The sequence below is a fragment of the Lysobacterales bacterium genome, assembly GCA_016703225.1.
Classification (GTDB): Bacteria; Pseudomonadota; Gammaproteobacteria; order Xanthomonadales; family Ahniellaceae; genus JADKHK01.
In genome coordinates, this window is the sequence record JADJCM010000002.1 from 317,013 (window position 1) to 337,319 (window position 20,307).

Genomic DNA, 20,307 nt, shown 5'->3' on the forward strand with positions numbered 1-20,307 from the left:
GGAAACCCGCTTCAGTCGCCTCGACTCGAGTTTGCCAGAGGTTCGGGCGCAGCGGCAGGGTGCAGCTCGGCACGCAGGTCGGCGATGACGCGCGCCTGCTCCGCAGCCAGTTCCGAGAGCGCCGCGTGGAGCGAAGCGTTCTCGCGCTCCAGCGCTTCGATACGCCCGGCCAGGGCGGCGTCGGCGCTGAGGGCGCGGTCGCGCAGTTCGCGCAGTGCTTCCACGGCGAGGGCCTCGAAGCCTTGCGGCGCGACCATCCGGTAGCCATCAGCGTCCCGGCTCAGCCACTCCGGGAAGACGGCTTCCACTTCCTGGGCGACGAACCCGGCGTGCACGCCAGGCGTGAAGTAGCCATTGGGTGCGTCGGAGCGGTATGCGTAGCGCACGCCGCGCAGCGCGAGCAGGCGGTCGAGGCTGTGGCTCAGTGGTTCGATGTCGCGCTTCAGCCGCATGTCCGAAGGTGCCGCCCAACCGCCCGAGGTCGGTTTGATCGGATTGTCGAAGAACACGCGCAGGCGTCCATCGGTTTGCCACAGTGCGTAGTCGGTGTAATTGCTGCCATCGAAGCGGGCGATGTACAGCGCCGCGGTGCTGGCATCGCCGAAGGCGGCCAGGTTGATGCCATTCGGCTGGCCATCGGGACGCATCCACAGATCAGCGTTACCCGAGCGCGAGGTCAGCGCCAGGTCCACGGCAGCGGGCAGGTTGTTGCTGTTGATACCGACGCCGCCCGCCGCCCGCACCAGGAACTGGTTGGGGCCACTGCTGGAGAAGTCGGCCCACTCCGCATCAGCCCAGACGAACGAGCCCTCGTCACCATCGTCGTCGCCGCTGGCGGCGGCGGTACTGCAGCCGAAGCCGGCGTAGTCGGAGAGCGCGCCGACGCGAACCTTGGCGAACGTGCCGCCGGCGAAAGATCGAACGCCACCGGCGCAGTTGAAGTAGCCGCCCACAACCATGCTGTATTGGTGGCTGGCCGTGTTGAGGCCGCCGCCGGCGACCGTGGAATCCATGCCGCTGGCGAAGTTCAGTTCGCCGCCACCCACGGCGCTGGCGTAGCCATGGGCGCCATTGACGTAGCCGCCGGCGACGGTGGCGAAGGCGCGGTCGGCGACCGTGCCCACGTAGTCACCGGCCGCGTTGGCAAAGCCGCCGCCTACCGTCCCGTAGTGGTCGCCGACGAAGTTCGGGTCGTCGTTGGTAAACGTGGGATCACTGTCTCCAAGCGGCACGCCACCACCTGCGATGGTCGCGCCACGGACGCCGGGCTGCACCGCGTTGCCGCGGCTGCCGGCGATCACATTTGCGGTGATCGGGCTGCCGCCATACAAATCCGCGCTGGGTTCGATGCGCAGGCTCTGCACGTTGGCGGTGCGCAGTACCAGCGGTTGCGCATCGGTGGTGCCGAGGAAGTTCGTCGCCGGGCTGGTTCCGCCATCGCCGGTGCTGCTCCAGCAGGCGCCGATCAGCGGTGCACGGATCGCCTTGCTGCGGCCCGGAATGGCCGCGAAATCTCCGGCGCCGGCATCGCGTACCGCGACTTCGAGCCAGGTCTCGCGCGCGCTGGCGAGCGCGGCGTCGAAGCGCAGTTCGAAGCGGCCGTCCTTCACCTCGATCGCGCCGAATGTGATCGGCGCCATCAGTTCGGCAGCAGATTTCTCGTCGCCGAGCGCGGCGATGCGAAAGTCGTAGCGACCGTTCGCGGGCGCGCCGCGGTCGTCGAGTTGCCCTTGGTAGACGAACTCACTGGCCAGTGCCGGCAGCGTCGGCATGCACACAGCGAACAGCAGGATCGAAAGCGTGGTGCGGTTCATGGCAGTTCTCCGGGCAGGCGGATGTCGTGGCTCAGGGTCCCTCGAAGCCGTCGGCGAAGATCGAGAAGTCGAGCGGGTTGCAGCTGGCGTTGGTCGATTTCAATGCGAAGCGGCCGTCGGCCGACTCGGCCGCTGGCGTGACGCGCGCCTCGGCACGCAGCGTGAAGCGGCCATCACTGCTGGTGGCCGCAGGCTTCAGTTCGCCGCGCACGTGAAAGCGCGCACTGTCGTCGGTGGCGCGGCTGAGCAGCGGAATCGCGGCAAGCACGGTGAGGGCGAGGATGCGACTGGGGTGGTGATGCGTCATGTCAGTGCTCCCCGTGCAGGCGGGCTTCAACCAGTGCTCGCAGCGCGGCGATCTCGCCGCGCAGTGCCTCGATCTCGGAGTCCTTGGCTTCGACTTTCGCGTTCAATCCCTGGATGGCCGCCAGTGCGACGCCGCCGGTGTCGAGGCTGGCGATGTGCGTCGCCCCTTCGCCGAGTCCGAACGCCGTGTGGAAGTCCTCGGCCACCGGGCCGAGGTGGCGCACGTCCGGTGCGGCTCGGTAGGACCACTCGGCGATTGGCAGTGCCAGCACCCGGTCCAGCACCTGGTCGGCATCGATCGCCGCGAATCCGGTCTTGAGCGTGCGCGACGAGGAGTCGGTCCACACGCCGCTGCTGCTCAGATAGCCGCCGGTCGATGTGTTGAGGAAGCGTCCTGCGGGAATCGATGGCGTGCTGCTCGTGCCGAACCATAGGCCACCCGCCGCGCGTACCAGGAACTGGTTGGTGCCGTTGGACACGAGATCGCCGATCTGGTGATCTGCCCAAACGAACGTGCCTTCGTCGCCATTCAGACCGTTGGTCGGGACGCCGTCGCAACTGCTGCCGAGCCCGCCGATCAGGATGCTCGGGCGTACCTTGGCATGGCTTCCGCCAGCCCACGAAGCGGTGCCGCCGGCGCAGTTGTCATGGCCGCCGGAGACGCTGCCGTAGTCGCTGCCGGCGGTATTTTCGCCGCCGCCCGCGACGGTGCTGTAGTGGCCCAGGGCGAAGTTCTGGCTGCCGCCGGCGATGGTGCCGTAGTAACCATTGGCGGTGTTGAGATCTCCGCCGCCGACGGTGCTGGAAGTGCCGTGCGCGAGATTGAGCAAGCCGCCGCCGACGGTTGCGAAGGACTGGTCCACCAGCGTGCCCGAGCCACCACCGGCGACGTTGGCGTAGCCACCGCCCACGGTACCGTAGTGGTCGGTCACGGCGTTGGGGGCTTCGCTGGCCAGGTCGGGATCGCTGTTGCCGCTGGGTACGCCGCCGCCGGCGATGGTCGCGCCGCGCACGCCGGCGGTCACTGTGTTGGCGCTCGATCCGGCAATGACATTGGCGGTGATCGGGCTGCCGCCGAAGGTCTGCGCGGATGGCTCGATGCGCAGGCTGCGCACGTTGGCGGTGCGTAGTACCAACGGTTGCGCGTCGGTGGTGCCGAGGAAATTCGTCGACGGATCGGTCGCGGCGTCGCCAGTGCTGCTCCAGCAGGCGCCGATCAGTGGTGCACGGATCGCCTTGCTGCGGCCCGGAATGGTCGCGAAATCTCCGGCGCCGGCATCGCGTACCGCGACTTCGAGCCAGGTCTCGCGCGCGCTGGCGAGCGCGGCGTCGAAGCGCAATTCGAAGCGACCGTCGCGGACCTCGACTGCGAGAAACTCGATCGGTGCCATTCCCGCGAACGACGATTTCTGGTCGCCGAAGGCGGCGATGCGCAGGTCGTAACGGCCATTCGCGGGTGCGCCACGGTCATCGAGTTGACCGACGTACACGAATCGGCGGCTTGCGTCTTCGGCAGCAGTGCTGCGAGCAGCGCGAGCACGAGGGAGCTGGTTTTCAGTAGTGGCGACATCGGGTTTCTCCTGTTGCCCTGTGGTCAGTGCGTCTTGTCGGCAAGCGCGTCGAGCCGGGATTCGAGCGCCTGCAACCTCGCGCGCAGCGATGTGATCTGCGCATCCTTGGCGGCGTTCTCCGTTTCGAGCTTGGCGTTCAGGCCCTGGATCGCGGCCAGGGCGACGCCGTCGGCATCGACGCTGCTGATCGTCGTGTCGTTCTCGCCGATCGCGAACTGCGCCCGGAAGTCCTGCGCCATCGGGCCGATGTGGCGGATGGACGCGTCCTGCGCGGCGTAGCTCCAGCTCGTAACCGGAAGCGCCAGTACGCGGTCGAGAACCGCGCGCGCATCGATCGGCCGGATCGCGGTCTTCACGCTGCGGTCGGAGAGCGAACTCCAGGAACCGGCGCCGGCGGCCATGGCCACGCCGCTGGCGGACCCGGTGATGTTGGATCGAACCGTTACCGTGCCGTTGTTCGCCAGTTCCACGCGGCGGCTCATGGTGCTGCCGTTGTAGTGGTCGATGTAGAAGCCGGCGTCGTTGGCTCCGCTGCCGTCGCCCGCGGTCAGCAGGATGCCGCGATTGCTCGCCGCGCGCGGCTTCAGCCAGAGGTTGGCGTAGTCGGCGCCATCGGCATCGGCGGTGATGGTCAGCTCGATGTCGCCGTGCGGTGGCGGAGCGTTCAATGCCATGCCGCCCTGGGCGCGGACCAGGAACTGGTTGTCGCCGGTGGAGATGAAATCCGCGCCCGTACCCGCGCCCCAGACGAAGGTGCCGGCATCGCCGTTGGCGTCGCCGGATCTCGGGATTCCGGCGCAACCGTATCCGTCCGGGCCGGAATCGGAGCCCGGACGTGCCTTGGCGTAGCGCCCGCCGGCGAATGAGTAATCACCGCCCGCGCAGTTGCCGTCGCCGCCGGCGACGCTGCTTGATGTCCCGCTTGCAGTGTTGGTCACGCCGCCGGCCACCGTGCCGTACCACCCGCTCGCGGTATTGCGCAGCCCGCCGCCGACGCTGGTGGTGCTGCCCGATGCGACATTGGCGACGCCGCCGGCGACGGTGTCGGCAACGTGCGATAGCGGGTCACCGTCGTCGTTGCCCGTGCGGTTGCCCCAGCCACCACCGATGGCGCCGTAGCTGTCGGTGACCCGATTCGGGTCCTCGAAGATCATCGCCGGGTCGCTGTCTCCGGTGGGTATACCGCCGCCGGCGATGGTCGCGCCGCGCACGCCGGCGGTCACGCCATTCACGCTGCTGCCGGAGATCACGTTGGCGGTGATTGGACTGCCGCCGAAGGTTTGCGCGGAAGGTTCGATGCGCAGGCTCTGCACGTTGGCGGTGCGCAGCACCAGCGGTTGCGCGTCGGTGGTGCCGAGGAAGTTGCTCCCCGTGGTTCCCGCATCGCCGGTGCTGCTCCAGCAGGCGCCGATCAGTGGTGCACGGATCGCCTTGCTGCGGCCCGGAATGGTCGCGAAATCTCCGGCGCCGGCATCGCGTACCGCGACTTCGAGCCAGGTCTCGCGCGCGCTGACGAGCGCGGCGTCGAAGCGCAGTTCGAAGCGGCCGTCCTTCACCTCGATCGCGCCGAATGTGATCGGCGCCATCAGCTCGGCAGCGGATTTTTCGTCGCCGAACGCGGCGATGCGCAGGTCATAGCGGCCGTTTGCGGGTGTGCCGCGGTCATCGATCTGGCCGAGGTATACGAATTCGGCGGCGTGGATCGAGCCCGAGAGCAGCAGCAGTGGGGAAAAGGCGCGGATGAATCGGTGCATGGCGGCACTCCGGCGGGCGGTGGCTCACGAACGCTCGTGGCGCCGCCCGGGAGCGTGCATCGGGATGCCGCGGGCCGTTACGAACTGCCACGATCGGGGCCGACGCTGGCCCTGCACCGCGCCCCGTGTCCATGATCCAGATCAAGCACGGCGCTCGCCGCGCGCGATCACACCATTTCGCGCCAGCCGTTCGGGTCTGGCTCGGTGCCGCCGACCAGGCCGAAGTAGCGCTTCTGGATCTGCGCGGTGATCGGGCCGCGTTCACCGCATCCAACCGGCTTGCCGTCCACGCTCTTGATCGGCGTGATCTCGGCCGCGGTGCCGCACATGAACAGTTCATCGCACAGGTACAGGTATTCGCGCGGCAGGTCGCGTTCGACCACGGGGATGCCTGCGCTCTTCGCGAGGCTGATGATGGTGTTGCGGGTAATGCCGTTGAGCAGCGCAGCCGACACCGGCGTGGTGTGCAGTTCGCCATTCATCACCAGGAACAGGTTCTCGCCGGCGCCCTCCGAGAGCAGGCCGGTGCTGGCGAGTGCGATGCCCTCGCCGAAACCGAGCCGCCGGGCTTCGCGCGCGATCAGCTGGCCACTCAGGTAATTGCCGCCGGCCTTGGCGCCGGCCGGGATGGTGTTGGGAGCGAAGCGTTGCCAGCTCGACACCATCGCGTCGATGCCGGTCTCGGTGACTGCGTGGCCGAGGTACTCGCCCATCGGCCAGGCGCCGATCGCGACATCGGTCGGGCAGTCGGCCGAGAGCCCGAAGCCGCCGAGCCCGCGGAACGCGACCGGTCGGATGTAGCACTTGCCAAGGCCATTCGCCTTGATCACGTCGCGCGTACCCTGGATCAGTTCCTCCAGCGTGTACGGAATCGGCAGGTCGTAGATCTTCGCTGACTGGTACAGGCGCTTCATGTGATCGGTCAGGCGGAACACTGCGGGACCCTTCGGCGTGTCGTAGGCGCGAATGCCCTCGAACACCGAGGATCCGTAGTGGATCGCGTGCGCCATCACATGCACGGTGGCGTCGCGCCAACGCATGATCTTGCCGTTGAACCAGATCTGCTCGGGATACTGCATGGCCATGGTCGTGCTCCGCGTCGAGGGTCCGGCAGTTTAGCGGCAGCTGCGGGGCGCGCTAACGGGCTGTTAGCGGTGTGCGGGATAGGCTGCGTCTCCCTCGTTCTTGCCGCCGTCCATGTCCGCCATCGTTCTGGAACCGTCGCCGCGAGCCATGCCAGTCACGTCGCGGCTGCAGCGATTGCTGCAATCGTGCTGGCTGACGATGGCGTTCACGCTGGCGCTTGGCTTTGCGTTCCAGGGCTCGCGCGGGCTGTGGGAACCCGACGAGGGGCGCTACACCCAGGTGGCGATGGAGATGCTGCTGAGCGGCGACTACATCACGCCGCGCCGCCATCACCACCGCATCCATCCGACCAAACCGCCGCTGACCTACTGGGCGATCGCCGGAAGCGTCTCCCGGTTCGGGCGCAACGAATGGGCGGTGCGCGCGCCGTATGCGCTGGCCTTCGCCTTGACCGCAGGCCTGTTGTTCGGCATTGGTCGAAGGCTCACGCCGCGGCTGCCGGGACTGCCAGCGGCGATCTACACGACCACTGCGCTGCCCTTTTTCGCTGCGAATCTGGTGACCACAGATACGCTGCTCACGTTGATGACGACGTTGGGCGTGTTCGGCTACGTCGGGGCGCGCTGGCCGCTGCGCGCGAATGCCGCAGCCTGGCCATGGATCCTGCTGATGTGGGCCGGCTTCGGGCTCGCCTTCGTGACCAAGGGGCCGCCGGGTCTGCTGCCACTGGCGGCGATCCTGATCTTCGATGGCCTGCAGTCGCACCTGCGGACGCGTCAGTTGTTCGATCTACGCGGCCTGCTCGTATTCGTTCTGCTTGGTCTCGGCTGGTACCTCGCCGTGTTGCTGCGCAATCCAGAGATGTTCGGCTATCTGCTGCGCGAAGAGGTGGTGGCGCGCATCGCTTCGGGCGAGCACGGCCGCTTTCCGCAGTGGTGGGGCGGCTTCTACATCTATGGCCCGACCCTGCTGGTGGGCACGCTGCCATGGTTGCCGACCTTGTGGCGGCATTGGCGCGAGCTGCCGTTGACGCGATTGCGCTGGTCGAGGTTGGCGCCGCAGGGCCGCTTCCTGGCCTGGTGGATCGGCCTTTCCCTGCTGGTGTTCCTGCTCGCGCGCTCGCGCCTGCCGCTGTATCTGTTGCCCCTGTTCCCGGCGATCGCGCTGGTCATTGCCCGTGCCTGGCTGGCCGAGCCGCAGCGACTGCGGCGGCGCCTGGCCTGGCTGCCGTGGGTGACGGTACTGCTGGTGCTGCTCAAGGCCGCGGCTGCGCACGTGCACAACAACAAGGACATGCGCGCCTTCGCCGCCGAAATCAGGCGTGTCGTACCGTTCCAGCCGGGTGAAGCGGTCTTCATCGACGAGTCGCCGCGCTATGGTCTCGGTTTCTACCTCGACATCGAAGCCGAGTGGATCAGCATCGCGCCGAGCGCGGACCCGCGCTATGACCAGGTGTTGTCCGAAGAACTCGCAGAAGCCGAGGGGCCGCGCCTGTATCTGGTGCGCCCGGAGCGCTATGGTGCCTTCGCGGCCATGGCGCGCGCGCTCGGGCACCATGTGCAGCGCTTCGGCGAGTCGCACCGCTTCGTTATCGCCGGCGTCCGTCGCGATCGCGACCGCGAGCGCAACTGAATTCGGTGCACACGGCGCCCGTGCTAGCCTAACCGGCCTCCGGCCGCGGTTTCACGGCCCTTCCAGTTCTCATTCAGTCGTTGCGGCCCGGTCGCGACGCAGTGGAGTCATGCATGGACAAGAGCTTCGATCCCCGGGACATCGAGTCGCGCTGGTACCCGCAGTGGGAGGCCAGCGGCTACTTCGCACCAAGCGGCGATGGCGAGCCGTACACGATCATGCTGCCGCCGCCGAACGTGACCGGCACCCTGCACATGGGGCATGCGTTCCAGCACACGATCATGGATACGCTGATCCGTTACCAGCGCATGTGCGGCAAGCGCACGTTGTGGCAGCTCGGTACCGATCATGCCGGCATCGCGACCGAGATGGTCGTCAGCCGCCTGCTCGAACGCGAAGGCCAGACCCGCAACGCACTCGGTCGCGAACAGTTCGTCGAGCGCGTCTGGCAGTGGAAGGAAGAATCCGGCAGCACGATCAGCCGCCAGATGCGGCGCATGGGCGTCAGCGGCGACTGGTCGCGCGAACGCTTCACCATGGACGAAGGCCTGTCGAAGGCCGTCGTCGAGACCTTTGTGCGCCTGCACGAACAGGGCCTGATCTACCGCGGCCAGCGCCTGGTGAACTGGGACCCGGTGCTGCTCACCGCGATCTCCGATCTGGAAGTGGTCAGCGAGGAGGAACAAGGCAAGCTCTGGTCGATCGCGTATCCGCTCGCCGATGGCTCGGGCCAGCTGGTGGTCGCGACCACGCGTCCGGAAACCATGCTGGGTGACGTCGCCGTTGCCGTGCATCCGGAGGACGAGCGTTACGCCGGCCTGATCGGCAAGATGCTGAAACTGCCGCTGACCGAGCGCGAGATCCCGATCATCGCCGACGCCTATGTCGACAAGGACTTCGGTACCGGCTGCGTCAAGATCACGCCGGCGCATGATTTCAACGACTACGAAATCGGCAAGCGCCACAGCCTGCCGATGATCAACATCTTCACGCCGACCGCGACCGTCAACGACAACGCCCCGGCCCAATACCGCGGGCTCGATCGGTATGTCGCGCGCAAGGCCGTTCTCGCCGACCTGACCGCGGCCGAGCTGCTGGTGGAGGAAAAGGCGCACAAGCTGCAGGTGCCGCGCGGCGATCGCACCGGTCAGGTGATCGAGCCGTACCTGACCTACCAGTGGTTCGTGAAGATGGACGGGCTCGCGGCCCGCGGTCTCGAACTGGTGGAAAACGGCAGCGTCAAGTTCGTGCCGGAGAACTGGATCAACACCTATCGCCATTGGCTCGGCAACATCCAGGACTGGTGCATCTCGCGCCAGTTGTGGTGGGGCCATCGCATTCCGGCGTGGTACGACGATGATGGAAACATCTTCGTCGCCCGGACCGAAGCAGAAGCTCTGGACAAGGCGCGTGCGGCGAAGCGTTCCGTTCGCCCTGAGCCCGTCGAAGGACGATCCCTCGAGGTCGACTCCGCTCGCACTTCGACAGGCTCAGTGCGAACGGAGTCGAATGGCGCGATCCGACTCACCCGCGACGACGACGTGCTCGAAACCTGGTTCAGCTCGGCGCTGTGGTCGCATTCGACGCTCGGTTGGCCGGACGCGGATGCGATGAAGCAATACGGCTTCGACACCTTCCTGCCGACCTCGGTGCTGGTCACCGGCTTCGACATCATCTTCTTCTGGGTCGCCCGGATGATCATGATGACCGACCACTTCACCGGCCAGGTGCCGTTCAAGCACGTCTACATTACCGGGCTGGTGCGCGACCGCGACGGCAACAAGATGTCCAAGTCCAAGGGCAACGTGCTCGACCCGCTGGATCTGATCGACGGCATCTCGCTCGCGGACCTGATCGCCAAGCGCACCTCGGGTCTGATGCAGCCCAAGGATGCCCCCAAGATCGAAGCGGCCACGCGCAAGGAGTTCCCCGAAGGCATCACCGCAGTCGGTGCCGACGCGTTGCGCTTCACCTTCGCCTCGCTCGCCTCGCACGGCCGCGACATCAAGTTCGACTTCAATCGCTGCGAGGGCTACAAGAACTTCTGCAACAAGCTGTGGAACGCGGCGCGCTTCGTGCTGATGAACACGGAGGGGTTTGCGGTCGCGACCGGGGTCGCTCCTACGGCGAGCACTGAAGCCGAACGCTGGATCCTGTCGCGCCTGGCCGCGACCATCGACAGCGTGCACGCGCAACTCGCCGACTACCGCTTCGACCTGGCCTCGCAGGCGCTGTACGAGTTCACCTGGAACGAATACTGCGATTGGTTCCTCGAACTCACCAAACCGGCGCTGGCCGGCGACGACGCCGTGGCCGCGGACTCGACGCGCCACACGCTGCTGTATGTGCTCGAGACCGTGCTGCGCGCGCTGCATCCGCTGGTCCCGTTCGTGACCGAGGAGATCTGGCAGCACGTGTCGCCGAAACTCGGCCATGCCGCAGGCCAGTTCATCGCCACCCAGCGTTACCCGCAGGCGACCGACATCACGGTCGATCCGACCGCGGCTGCGGAAGTGCAGTGGCTGAAGGACGTGTTGATGGGCGTGCGCCGCATCCGCGGCGAAATGAACATCGCGCCGAGCAAGGCTATCCCGATGCTGTTCACCGGCGGCGATGCCGATGATGCGCGCCGTGTCGCCAAGTTCGCCGCCCAGATCGCGTTCCTCGCGCGCGCCGAATCGCCGCGTTTCCTTGTCGCCGGTGAAGCCGAGCCGGCGGCGGCCGCGGCCATCGTCGGTTCGTTGCGCGTGCTGATCCCGCTCGCCGGACTGATCGATCTCGACGCCGAGAAGAAGCGGCTCGATCGCGAAATCACCCGCGTCGAGGGCGAGATCAGGAAGTGCCAGGGCAAGCTGGCCAGCGAAACCTTCGTCGCCAACGCACCGGCGGCCGTGGTCGAACAGGAGCGAGCCCGCCTCGCCGACTGGACCAGCCAGATCGATGGGCTGCGCTCGCAGCGCGGGAAGTTGGAGTGACCGGCGCACGCATCGGTTGCGCCCGTCCGTGGCGGCGATCTCCGGCGGCGAACCGGTTTCAACTCAGTCTGGCGAGCAAGGCCTCGTGGTCGAGCTGCTCTGCTTCGCTGGCGCGCCGCGCCCGGTACTCGAAGGTTCCCGCCGCCAGCCCACGCTCGCTGACCACGACCCGGTGCGGCACACCGATCAGCTCGATGTCGGCGAACATCGCGCCCGGGCGCAGGCCGCGATCGTCGAGCGTGGTTTCGATGCCGCGACTGTTCAGCTCCGCGTAAAGTGCGCTCGCGGCGTCCGCGACCTTGGCGTCATTCTTCGGATTGATCACGCATACCGCGACGCGCCACGGCGCCATCGGTTCCGGCCAGATGACGCCGGCGGCGTCGAAGTTCTGCTCGATCGCGGCAGCGACGATGCGACTCACGCCGATGCCATAACAGCCCATGTACATCACCTGCGCCTGCTGCTGCTCATCGGCGACGCTCGCGTGCATGGCGCGGGCGTAGTTCTGGCCGAGCTGGAACACGTGCCCGACCTCGATTCCTCGCGCGATACGGAGCTCGCCCGTGCCATCGGGCGAGGGATCGCCCTCGACGACGTTGCGGATGTCGGCCACGAGTTCTGGCTCCGGCAGGTCGCGACCCCAGTTCACATCGTCGAGATGGAAGCCTGCCTCGTTGGCACCAACGACGAAGTCGGACATTGCCGCGACGCTGCGATCGGCGATCACGCGCACCGCCTGGCGCGGCGCAACCGGGCCCAGGAAGCCCGGCTCGGAGCCGAGGTGATCGAGGATTTCGGCCTCGCTCGCCAGCCGGTACTCGGCCATGCCCTCGAGTTTGGCCAGCTTGATCTCGTTGACGACGTGGTCACCGCGCACCAGCGCGAGCACGAAGCGGCCATCCGCGGCCATCAGCGCCACCGACTTGACCGTGCGCGTCAGCGCGATGCCGAGCAGCGCGGCGACTTCTTCGCAGGTCTTCTGCGTCGGCGTGGCGATCTTGCGCATCGCGCCACCGGCTGGCGCACGCGCTGCGGCCGGCGCCAGCGCTTCGGCCATCTCGATATTGGCGGCGTAGTCGGATGCGGTCGAGAACGCGATCGCGTCCTCGCCGGATTCGGCGAGCACGTGGAACTCATGCGAGGCGCTGCCGCCGATGGCGCCGGTGTCCGCGTTCACGGCGCGGAACTTCAGCCCGAGGCGGGTGAAGATGCGGGTGTAGGCGGCGTACATGTTCTGGTACTCGCGCGCCATGCACTCGGGCGTCATGTGGAACGAGTAGGCGTCCTTCATCAGGAACTCGCGCGCCCGCATCACTCCGAAACGCGGGCGGATTTCGTCGCGGAACTTGGTCTGGATTTGATAGAAGTTGACCGGCAGCTGCTTGTAGCTGCGCAGCTCGTTGCGCGCGAAGTCGGTGATCACTTCCTCGTGCGTCGGGCCGTAGCAGTAGTCGGCCTGCTTGCGGTCCTTGATCTTGAGCAACTGGCCGCCGAACTTCTGCCAACGCCCGGTTTCCTCCCACAGTTCGCGCGGTTGCACCGAGGGCATCAGCAGTTCCAGCGCGCCGGCCGCGTTCATCTCCTCGCGCACCACCGCCTCGACCTTGCGCAACACGCGCAGACCGAGCGGCGTCCATGTGTACAGCCCGGCTCCAAGCTTGCGGATCATCCCCGCGCGCAGCATCAGCTGCTGGCTGACGACATCGGCATCAGCCGGGGTTTCCTTGGTGGTGTGGAGATGGAACTGCGAAAGGCGCATCGGGCGGGCTCGAAGAAGGCAGAGCCGCCGATTCTACCCGCTACGCCGTGTCCGGCGGCACGGCGTCCAGATGTCGGCCGCCAATACGGCTGACCGCGAGCGTCACGGTGGCTCCAGCCGCGAGCCGCCGGCTCTCCGACGAGGAGACATCAATCGCAGAAGCGTTCGATCTGGCGCCGGGTTTTTTCTGCTTCGGCGCGCTGTTCTTCCATTGACATATCTTCCGCCTCGCCATCCGCATTGCGGTCGATGCGAACTGAAGTGGCCGAATCCAGCACCTTGAGGTTCTCGCGCAGCTTCGTGCACTGCTCGGCCGTCGCCACCGGAACGCCACCCCGCGCCTTCTCCTTGCGAGCCTGCTCGGCGCGTTCCTCGTCAGATTGCGTGGCGCCCTTCGAGCGCACGGTCAGGGCTTCGGCTGGCTGGTCCTTGGGCGGCTTGTTGCTGTAATGCCAGACACCGTCCGCGTCCTGCCACTTGTAGAACTTCTCGGCGTGGACAGGGGTTGCCGCCACCAGAGTGGCGAGAAGGCAGATTGCAAGACTCATTTTCATCGGAGTTCCTCCTGCGGTGGACACATGGTAACGCGAACCACGCCCGGCTTCGCTAGACTGCGCCCATGAGCGATTCCCCGAACGTCCCAGCGCGCCACCCCGGCATCTACCTGCTGCCGAACCTGTTCACCACGGCCGGCATGATGGCCGGCTTCTTCGCGATCATCTCGGCGTTCAACGGGCGCTTTACCGAGGCTGCGATCGCGGTATTCGTGGCCGGGCTGCTGGATGGCGTCGACGGCCGCGTGGCACGCATGACCAATACGCAGAGCGATTTCGGCGTGCAGTACGACTCGCTCGCCGACCTGGTCAGCTTCGGCGTGGCGCCGGCGGTGGTGATGTACGCCTGGGCGCTGGCCACGCTCAAGGGCTATGGGCCGATCATGGGCAAGGTCGGCTGGGCCGCGGCTTTCGTGTACACCGCCTGCGCGGCGATGCGCCTGGCGCGCTTCAACACCCAGATCGGCGTGATCGACAAGCGTTTTTTCCAGGGGCTGGCGAGTCCGGCATCCGCGGGTCTCATGATGTCCTTTGTTTGGACCATGAACGACCACGCCATTCCCGGCACTCGCGTCGCATTCCTGGCGCTGTTCGTGACCCTGACCGCGGCCATCCTGATGGTGTCGCGGCTGCGCTACTGGAGTTTCAAGGCGAAGCCCGAATCGGAACGCGTGCCATTCATCTGGATCCCGCTCGCGCTCGGCATCATCGTGTTGCTGGTGATCGATCCGCCGCGCCTGCTGCTCGGCATCTGCGTGCTCTACGTGGCGCATGGCCCGGTGCTGACGCTGTGGGGCATGCGCAAGCGACGCGAGCGTCCGGCGGCGCCGTGATGCGATGAGCGCGATGGCCCCCGCCGATCGCGGCACCGGCCGTCGTGCCGGCGACAGTGCGCTGGCGCTGGTCGCCGATCTGGCCCAGGCGCTGGCGTCTTCCCTCGACCTGAATGCGGCGCTGAACCTGGCGCTGGCGCGCATCATCGGCGCACTCGGTGCCCAGGGCGGCGCGGTGTTCCTGCTCGATACCGCGACGCACGAACTGGTCTGTCGCGCCTGCGCCGGTCCGGTCGACATCATCGGCCTGCGCATTCCGGCCGATAGCGGCATCGTTGGGCGCGCGCTCGCCAGCGGCCAGTGTCAGATCGTGCGCGACGCCGCCACCGATCCCGATTTCACCGGCGTCATCGATGCTGTCACCGGCGTGTCCACGCGTACCATGCTCGGCGCGCCGCTGCTCACCGCGCGCGGACCGATCGGCGTGCTGCAGGTGATCAACAAGCGCGATGGCGCGCTGTTCGACGAATCCGATCGCGACCTGCTGCGCGCGCTCGCCGCAACCGCGGCGCTGGCGGCGAGCAATGCCGCGCTCACCGAAAACCTGCTCGAACATGCGCGCATTCGCCGCGAACTGCAGCTGGCGCGACGCATGCAGCGTTCGCTGTTGCCGATGCGTCGGCGCGGTGGCTATCCGCTGCTCGCGATCAACCGCCCGGCGCGCGAAATTTCGGGCGACTTCTACGACCACTTCGATCTCGCCGACGGCCGCATCGGCTTCGCCATCGGCGATGTCGCCGGCAAAGGCCTCGACGCTGCGTTCCTGATGGTGCGCTGCGCCAGCCTGCTGCGTTTCATCGGCAAGGAAGGGCTGACCCCCGCGCAGTGGTTGGCGCGCGCCAACGATGACCTGTGCGACACCGTGGCCGGCGGCACCTTCGTCTGCGCCGCGGTCGGTTACTACGATCCGGCCAGCGCCAGCGCCACCTGGGCCAATGCCGGCTTCCCGCCGGTGCTGGTGCATGGTCCGGCGGGTGCGCAGTTGTTTCGTGCCGAGGGGCCGCCGCTCGGCATCGTGCCGGGCATGGATTTTCCGCAGCAGCAGGCGGTGCTGCACGGGCGTTGCCTGTACCTGTTCTCCGACGGCGCCACCGACGCGCGCGACGAGTCGCGCAACCTGCTCGGCGTCGACGGCGTGGTCGAGCTGATCCAGCGCCATGCGCAGTGGCGCCCGGAAACGCGTCTGCGCCGCATCGTCGGCGAGCTGCGCCGACGCCAGCTCGGCGATGACACCACCTTGTTGATGATCGAGGCTGCGGCATGAGCGCGCCGCCACTGTTGCGCATCGAGTTTGCTGCGCGCGCCGAAGCATTGTCTGCGGTGCGCGCCTCGGTGCAACGCGCGCTCGCTGCCCAGGGGCTGGCGGCGCGCGATACCGCGCAGCTGGTGCTGGCGATCGATGAGGCCTGCGCCAACATCATCCGCCACGCCTACCGCGAATGTGATGGCGGCTGCATCGGTCTGTGCATCGAGCGTCGACGCGGACGCCTGCGCTTTCGCCTGCGCGACCGCGCGCCGGCGGTGGACCCCGGCTGCTTGCGCCCGCGCAATCTGGAGGAGTGCCGTCCGGGCGGGCTCGGCATCAATATCATCGACGAAACCATGGACCACTGGCGGCTGCGGCCGCTCAGGCACCGTTGCGGCAATGTGCTGACGATGGTGCGCAAGCTGCATGCGAGGACGGCACCATGAACAAGGGTTGCGAGCTGAGCCGCGACGGCGACTGGGCGGTATTGAAGGTGTGGGGCGAGGTCGATCTGTCGTGGTCGCAGGACGTGCGCCGCCAGGTGCTCGACGCGTTCGCGAAGGTGCGCGCGCTGGCAGTGCAACTGGATGCAGTCAGCTACATCGACTCCTCCGGCATCGCCGCGTTGGTCGAGGGCTTCCAGCATGCGCGCGGCAAGGGCGGTCGCTTCGCGCTGCTGGCGCCGAGCGAGCCGGTGCGCGCGGTGCTGGAGCTGGCGCGGCTGGACCGCGTGTTCCCGATCTTCGCCGACCTCGCCGCGGCGCGTTCGACCGAATGAAGCCGGCCCTGCACCTGCTGAACCGGCTCGGCCGCCGTACCGTGGCCGCGGTTGACGCGGTCGGCTACGGCGCCGGGCTGGTGGCCGAGGCGATGGTGTTCACCGCGGTTGGTCGATACCGCGGCCAGCCGGTGCGACTCGCTGCGATCGTTGAGCAGATGCGCCAGGTCGGATTCGATGCCATCCCAATCGTGATGCTGCTGTCGCTCACCGTGGGTCTGATGCTCGCCATCCAGTTCATCGCGACGCTGAGCGAGTTCGGCGCGCAGACCCAGGTGGTGCTCGCCGTCGCCAAGTCGGTGACGCGCGAGTTCGGCGTGCTGATCACCGGCATCCTCGTCGCCGGCCGTTCCGGCTCCTCGTTCGCGGCGCGCATCGGCTCGATGTCGGTGTCGCAGGAAGTGGACGCGCTCGGCGTCATGGGTATCGATCCGGTGCGTTATCTGGTCGCGCCGGCGCTGGTCGCGATGCTGCTGATGCTGCCGGTGCTGACCGTACTCAGCGACGCCGCCGCCATCTTCGGCGCGGCGCTGTATTCGGCGCCAATGCTCGACATCAGCGTGCCGACCTACCTGGCACAGACGCTGGAACACCTGACCCCGCGCGACGTCTGGGAAGGACTGGCCAAGAGCGTTGTGTTCGCGCTGCTGATTACCGTCATCGGCGTCGCCACCGGCTTCTCGGTGAGCGGCGGTGCCGAAGGCGTCGGCCGCGCGACCACGCGTGCTGTCGTGGTCTCGATCAGCGCGATCATCGTCGCCGACATGATCTTCAGTTTTTTCCTGAACCGATGAATGCCGCCGCGCCGCTGATCGAAGTGGTTGGACTCGAAGCCTTCTACGGGCGTCGGCGCATCCTGCACGGGGTCGATTTCAGCGTGAAGCGCGGCGAGATCCGCGTGATCATGGGCGGGTCGGGCTCGGGCAAGTCAACGCTGCTGCGCCACATCATCGGGTTGCAGCGACCGGTGTCGGGCACGGTGAAGATCCTCGGTGTCGATGTCGGTCTTGCCGGTGCGCGCGAGTTGCTCGCAGTGCGGCGCAAGCTCGGCGTTTCCTTCCAGGGCGGCGCGCTGATCACCTCGATGTCGGTGGGGGAGAACGTCGCGCTGCCGTTGCGCGAACATACCGCGCTCGACGAAACCACCATCCGCATCATGTCGCGGCTCAAGCTCGAGTTCGTCAACCTCGGTGGCTTCCATGACCTGATGCCCTCGCAGCTTTCCGGCGGCATGATCAAGCGCGCCGCGCTGGCGCGCGCCATCGTCATGGACCCGGAGCTGCTGTTCTTCGATGAGCCCAGCGCCGGTCTCGATCCGGTGGTCTCGGCCGAACTCGACGAGCTGATCCTGAAGTTGCGCGATGCGCTGCGCATGACCATCGTCGTGGTCACCCACGAACTCGAGTCGGCGTTCCGCATCGCCGACCGCATCACCGTGCTCGACCAGGGCGACATGCTCACCACCGGCACCGTCGCCGAGGTGCGCGCCAGCGAAAACGAGCGCATCCAGGACCTGTTGAACCGCCGCCCGCGCACCGTCGAGGTCGATGTCGACGACTACCTGCGCCGGCTCACCGACGAAGACGGCTGAGCCATCACGGCTGGATCGCGATGTGCCCGACCGCCAGCTCGGCGTCACCGGCTCGCAGTTGCAGTGCCACGTCGCGCGGCTTGGCGAGCAGGGCGGGCGGAATCCACGCGGTAGCCAGGTCGTCGACCACGGTGGTGTCGAGTACCGTCCCGTCGAAGACCAGTTTGGCGCCGTCGGGAATGCAGCCGGCGCGCAACCACAGGCCGACGCGTTCATTGCCGGCGCTCGCGCTGGCGGCAAGGGTCGGCGGACCAAAGATGTCGATCGCACAGAAGGGCCCCGCGCCGAAGCCATGCCAACCGCCCAGGCGCTCGGCGCGAGGGCGCACGACGAATTTGCCGATGACTTGCTGGCGGCGCCCGACCGGATCGACCAGGCGCACCGGAACGGTTGCCGGTTCGCTACGCAGAGATCGGTGGCCGGGCGCGGGCAGTTCGGCCACCAACAGATGGCCGTCCTGCCTGAGCGTGCGCAGGCGCTCGCCGCCGATTTCCAGCTGGAAGCTGCGGTCGATGGCAGGTTCGAACTGGAACCATACGGTCAGCGCCGCGGAGACCTCGGCATCGGCTTCGGCCGACTGCGGACTCCATGCGACGAGCTTTGTCATCTCGGCGTCCGCCAGCGCGATCGAGCGCGCCGTTGGCTCCTCGCGCAAAGCCGCCGCCACCAGCTGAGAGTGCCAGTCGCGCGCCGACTCGGGCAGCGCCGATCGCGCGCGTGCGCGCCGGAGCGCTTCCAGCGGCGCGAACAGCCCGGCATCGGCGATGCCGGCGCGCGCCAGCAGCCACGGCGCGAGTTCATGGGCGTGGAGGTCGATGCGTTGCGTGCCGGTGCTGCGGTTGTCAACCAGCAGCCAGGGCGTCGCCTGCGCCACCGCGGTCAGGCCATCGTCGAATCCCCATTGCTCCAGCGCGGGTGCCAGACCCGGCAAGTGGTCGCCGTAGAACAGCAGCAGGGTCGGTCGCTGGCGTTGCATCACCCACCGCGCCAGCTCGCCGAGTGCCGCATCGGCGCGCCGCGTGTGATGCAGGAAGCGACGCATTTGCAGCGCCGAGGTTTCGGCCAGGGCCACGGCTGCGGGCAACTGCGGCAGAGCATCCTGCGGAATCGCGCGACTTTCATCCCAAGGCCCGTGGTTCTCCATGGTCACGGCAAAGAGAAACTGCGGTGCGCCATCGCCGAGCAGTTCGATGATGCGGCGGTTCAGTGCCGCATCCGAGACGTGGTAGCCATGCACATCGGCGGGATCGAATTCGCTGATACCGTGGAGTTGCTCAAAGCCAAGCAGCGGCAGCACGAGGTCGCGCCGGTAGAAGCGGAGGTCGTAGGGATGCACTGCGGCGGTCTGGTAGCCAAGCGTCACCAGGGTCCAGGGCAGTGCCTGCAGGGGGCGATGCACCAGACCCTGGTACGGGTACTGGATGCGCGCGTCCTCGAGCAACGGGAATGCGGTGAGGAACTCGAACTCGGTGCGCGTGGTGAGTCCGCCGAATGCCGGGACGCGCAAGTCACCGTGTGCATGCTGGAGACGCAACCGCGCCAGCTGCGGTGCGAATTGTTCGGTATCCATGCCCAGCAGCGCGCCCGGGTCCATGAACGACTCGCTCTGCACCACGATCAGGTCCGGCAGCGTTGTCGTGCTGGCGGTCACGCCGAACTCGTGTTCGTTCCGCGCCAACCAGGCCATCGCATCCGCCGCCACGGCTGCGTCGGCGGGCGGCAGGCTGGACGAGGTATGCAGGTACAGGTGCAGGAAGTGGGCGGTTGCGCCGGCGGCCTCGGCGGCCTCGGCGGGCATCCAGACGTGGACATCGAGACGCTCGCGGTCATAGAGCCAGCGCCAGGGCGAGGCCGCCAGTGCGAGGGATGTGATCATCGCCGCGCCGGCGATCGCGGTCGTCCAGCGAAGCCTTCCACGCAGTGCCGCAGCGGGCTGGTCGAGACGATGCAGCAGCGCGATCGCCACCAACCCGGCGGCGCCGGCCAAGCGCCAGGATGGATCGAGATAGCGCAGGTACAGCGCAGGGCTGAACAGCATCTGTTCGGCAGCGACGGCATCGGCGGGCACGAGTGGCAGGCCCAGGTGCCGAAGCTTGAGTTCGTGCAGGCCGAGGAAGATCGACTGCAGCAGGATCACCCAGACGCTTGCTGCGAGTGGACGCCGCAACCACGCCAGCAGCAGCAGCCATGGGCCGAACCAGGGCAGCAGGTTGGTGGCCAGTCGCAGCGGCGATGTCAGCACGGCGGCGTCGCCCCACAGCAGTGGGACGAGGCCGATGCCGATTGCGCCAGTGAGCGGCACCGCGATGCGTGCGAGGCGGTGCATGTGCCTCGCGCGCCCGATATCAACAGGTCCAGCTTCCATTCGTCGGTTCTGTGTCGCGATCCGGACCGGCGATCTTAGCGCC

Annotated in this window: 16 protein-coding genes; 8 read left to right on the forward strand and 8 right to left on the reverse strand. The window is 67.4% G+C overall.

Annotated features, from left to right (window positions below):
- Nucleotides 1-11 precede the first annotated feature (11 nt).
- The 5 genes from IPG63_10005 to IPG63_10025 all read right to left on the reverse strand — a co-directional run bounded on the left by IPG63_10005 (nt 12) and on the right by IPG63_10025 (nt 6,530).
- Nucleotides 12-1,814 carry a tail fiber domain-containing protein gene (locus tag IPG63_10005; protein MBK6727576.1) on the reverse strand — a complete coding sequence of 601 codons (1,803 nt, stop codon included), beginning with the start codon at nt 1,812-1,814 and terminating at the stop codon, nt 12-14.
- A 31-nt stretch (nt 1,815-1,845) separates the two neighbouring features.
- Nucleotides 1,846-2,121, reverse strand: a complete 276-nt coding sequence (locus IPG63_10010; GenBank protein ID MBK6727577.1) for a hypothetical protein — start codon at nt 2,119-2,121, stop codon at nt 1,846-1,848.
- A 1-nt stretch (nt 2,122) separates the two neighbouring features.
- Nucleotides 2,123-3,610, reverse strand: a complete 1,488-nt coding sequence (locus tag IPG63_10015) for a hypothetical protein (protein MBK6727578.1) — start codon at nt 3,608-3,610, stop codon at nt 2,123-2,125.
- 104 nt (nt 3,611-3,714) lie between these two features.
- A complete protein-coding gene (locus IPG63_10020) occupies nt 3,715-5,445 on the reverse strand; it encodes a tail fiber domain-containing protein (GenBank protein MBK6727579.1) in 1,731 nt (576 codons plus the stop codon).
- 167 nt (nt 5,446-5,612) lie between these two features.
- A complete protein-coding gene (locus IPG63_10025) occupies nt 5,613-6,530 on the reverse strand; it encodes a branched-chain amino acid transaminase (GenBank protein ID MBK6727580.1) in 918 nt (305 codons plus the stop codon).
- 112 nt (nt 6,531-6,642) lie between these two features.
- Here IPG63_10025 and IPG63_10030 point away from each other — a divergent pair, with 112 nt between their 5' ends.
- Both IPG63_10030 and IPG63_10035 read left to right on the forward strand, forming a co-directional pair.
- Nucleotides 6,643-8,163, forward strand: coding sequence for a glycosyltransferase family 39 protein (locus tag IPG63_10030; GenBank protein MBK6727581.1), 1,521 nt, complete (start codon nt 6,643-6,645; stop codon nt 8,161-8,163).
- 113 nt (nt 8,164-8,276) lie between these two features.
- Nucleotides 8,277-11,138: a valine--tRNA ligase gene (locus IPG63_10035; protein MBK6727582.1), complete on the forward strand. Its 2,862-nt coding sequence runs from the start codon at nt 8,277-8,279 to the stop codon at nt 11,136-11,138.
- A 58-nt stretch (nt 11,139-11,196) separates the two neighbouring features.
- Here the strand turns inward: IPG63_10035 and IPG63_10040 are convergent, their stop codons facing one another.
- Together IPG63_10040 and IPG63_10045 are read right to left on the reverse strand one after the other, a co-directional pair.
- A complete protein-coding gene (locus IPG63_10040) occupies nt 11,197-12,897 on the reverse strand; it encodes a proline--tRNA ligase (protein ID MBK6727583.1) in 1,701 nt (566 codons plus the stop codon).
- A gap of 149 nt (nt 12,898-13,046) precedes the next feature.
- Nucleotides 13,047-13,451, reverse strand: coding sequence for a DUF4124 domain-containing protein (locus IPG63_10045; GenBank protein ID MBK6727584.1), 405 nt, complete (start codon nt 13,449-13,451; stop codon nt 13,047-13,049).
- A gap of 65 nt (nt 13,452-13,516) precedes the next feature.
- Here IPG63_10045 and IPG63_10050 point away from each other — a divergent pair, with 65 nt between their 5' ends.
- Genes IPG63_10050 through IPG63_10075 form a run of 6 tightly spaced genes read left to right on the forward strand, consistent with a single transcriptional unit; the run spans nt 13,517 to nt 17,899 of the window.
- Nucleotides 13,517-14,284: a phosphatidylcholine/phosphatidylserine synthase gene (locus IPG63_10050; GenBank protein MBK6727585.1), complete on the forward strand. Its 768-nt coding sequence runs from the start codon at nt 13,517-13,519 to the stop codon at nt 14,282-14,284.
- A 13-nt stretch (nt 14,285-14,297) separates the two neighbouring features.
- On the forward strand, nt 14,298-15,548 hold the full coding sequence (locus tag IPG63_10055) for a SpoIIE family protein phosphatase (protein ID MBK6727586.1): 1,251 nt from the start codon (nt 14,298-14,300) through the stop codon (nt 15,546-15,548).
- Nucleotides 15,545-15,976 (forward strand): ATP-binding protein, encoded by a 432-nt coding sequence (locus IPG63_10060; protein MBK6727587.1) that lies wholly within the window; start codon nt 15,545-15,547, stop codon nt 15,974-15,976. Before IPG63_10055 ends, IPG63_10060 begins: the two co-directional genes overlap by 4 nt.
- On the forward strand, nt 15,973-16,308 hold the full coding sequence (locus tag IPG63_10065) for an STAS domain-containing protein (protein MBK6727588.1): 336 nt from the start codon (nt 15,973-15,975) through the stop codon (nt 16,306-16,308). The genes IPG63_10060 and IPG63_10065 overlap by 4 nt, the downstream gene beginning before the upstream one ends.
- Entirely contained in the window at nt 16,305-17,102 is a 798-nt protein-coding gene (locus IPG63_10070) for an ABC transporter permease (GenBank protein MBK6727589.1), read from the forward strand. Before IPG63_10065 ends, IPG63_10070 begins: the two co-directional genes overlap by 4 nt.
- Entirely contained in the window at nt 17,099-17,899 is an 801-nt protein-coding gene (locus IPG63_10075) for an ABC transporter ATP-binding protein (protein MBK6727590.1), read from the forward strand. The genes IPG63_10070 and IPG63_10075 overlap by 4 nt, the downstream gene beginning before the upstream one ends.
- 4 nt (nt 17,900-17,903) lie before the next feature.
- Here IPG63_10075 and IPG63_10080 read toward each other — a convergent pair whose 3' ends face one another.
- Entirely contained in the window at nt 17,904-20,225 is a 2,322-nt protein-coding gene (locus IPG63_10080) for an LTA synthase family protein (protein MBK6727591.1), read from the reverse strand.
- Nucleotides 20,226-20,307 lie beyond the last annotated feature (82 nt).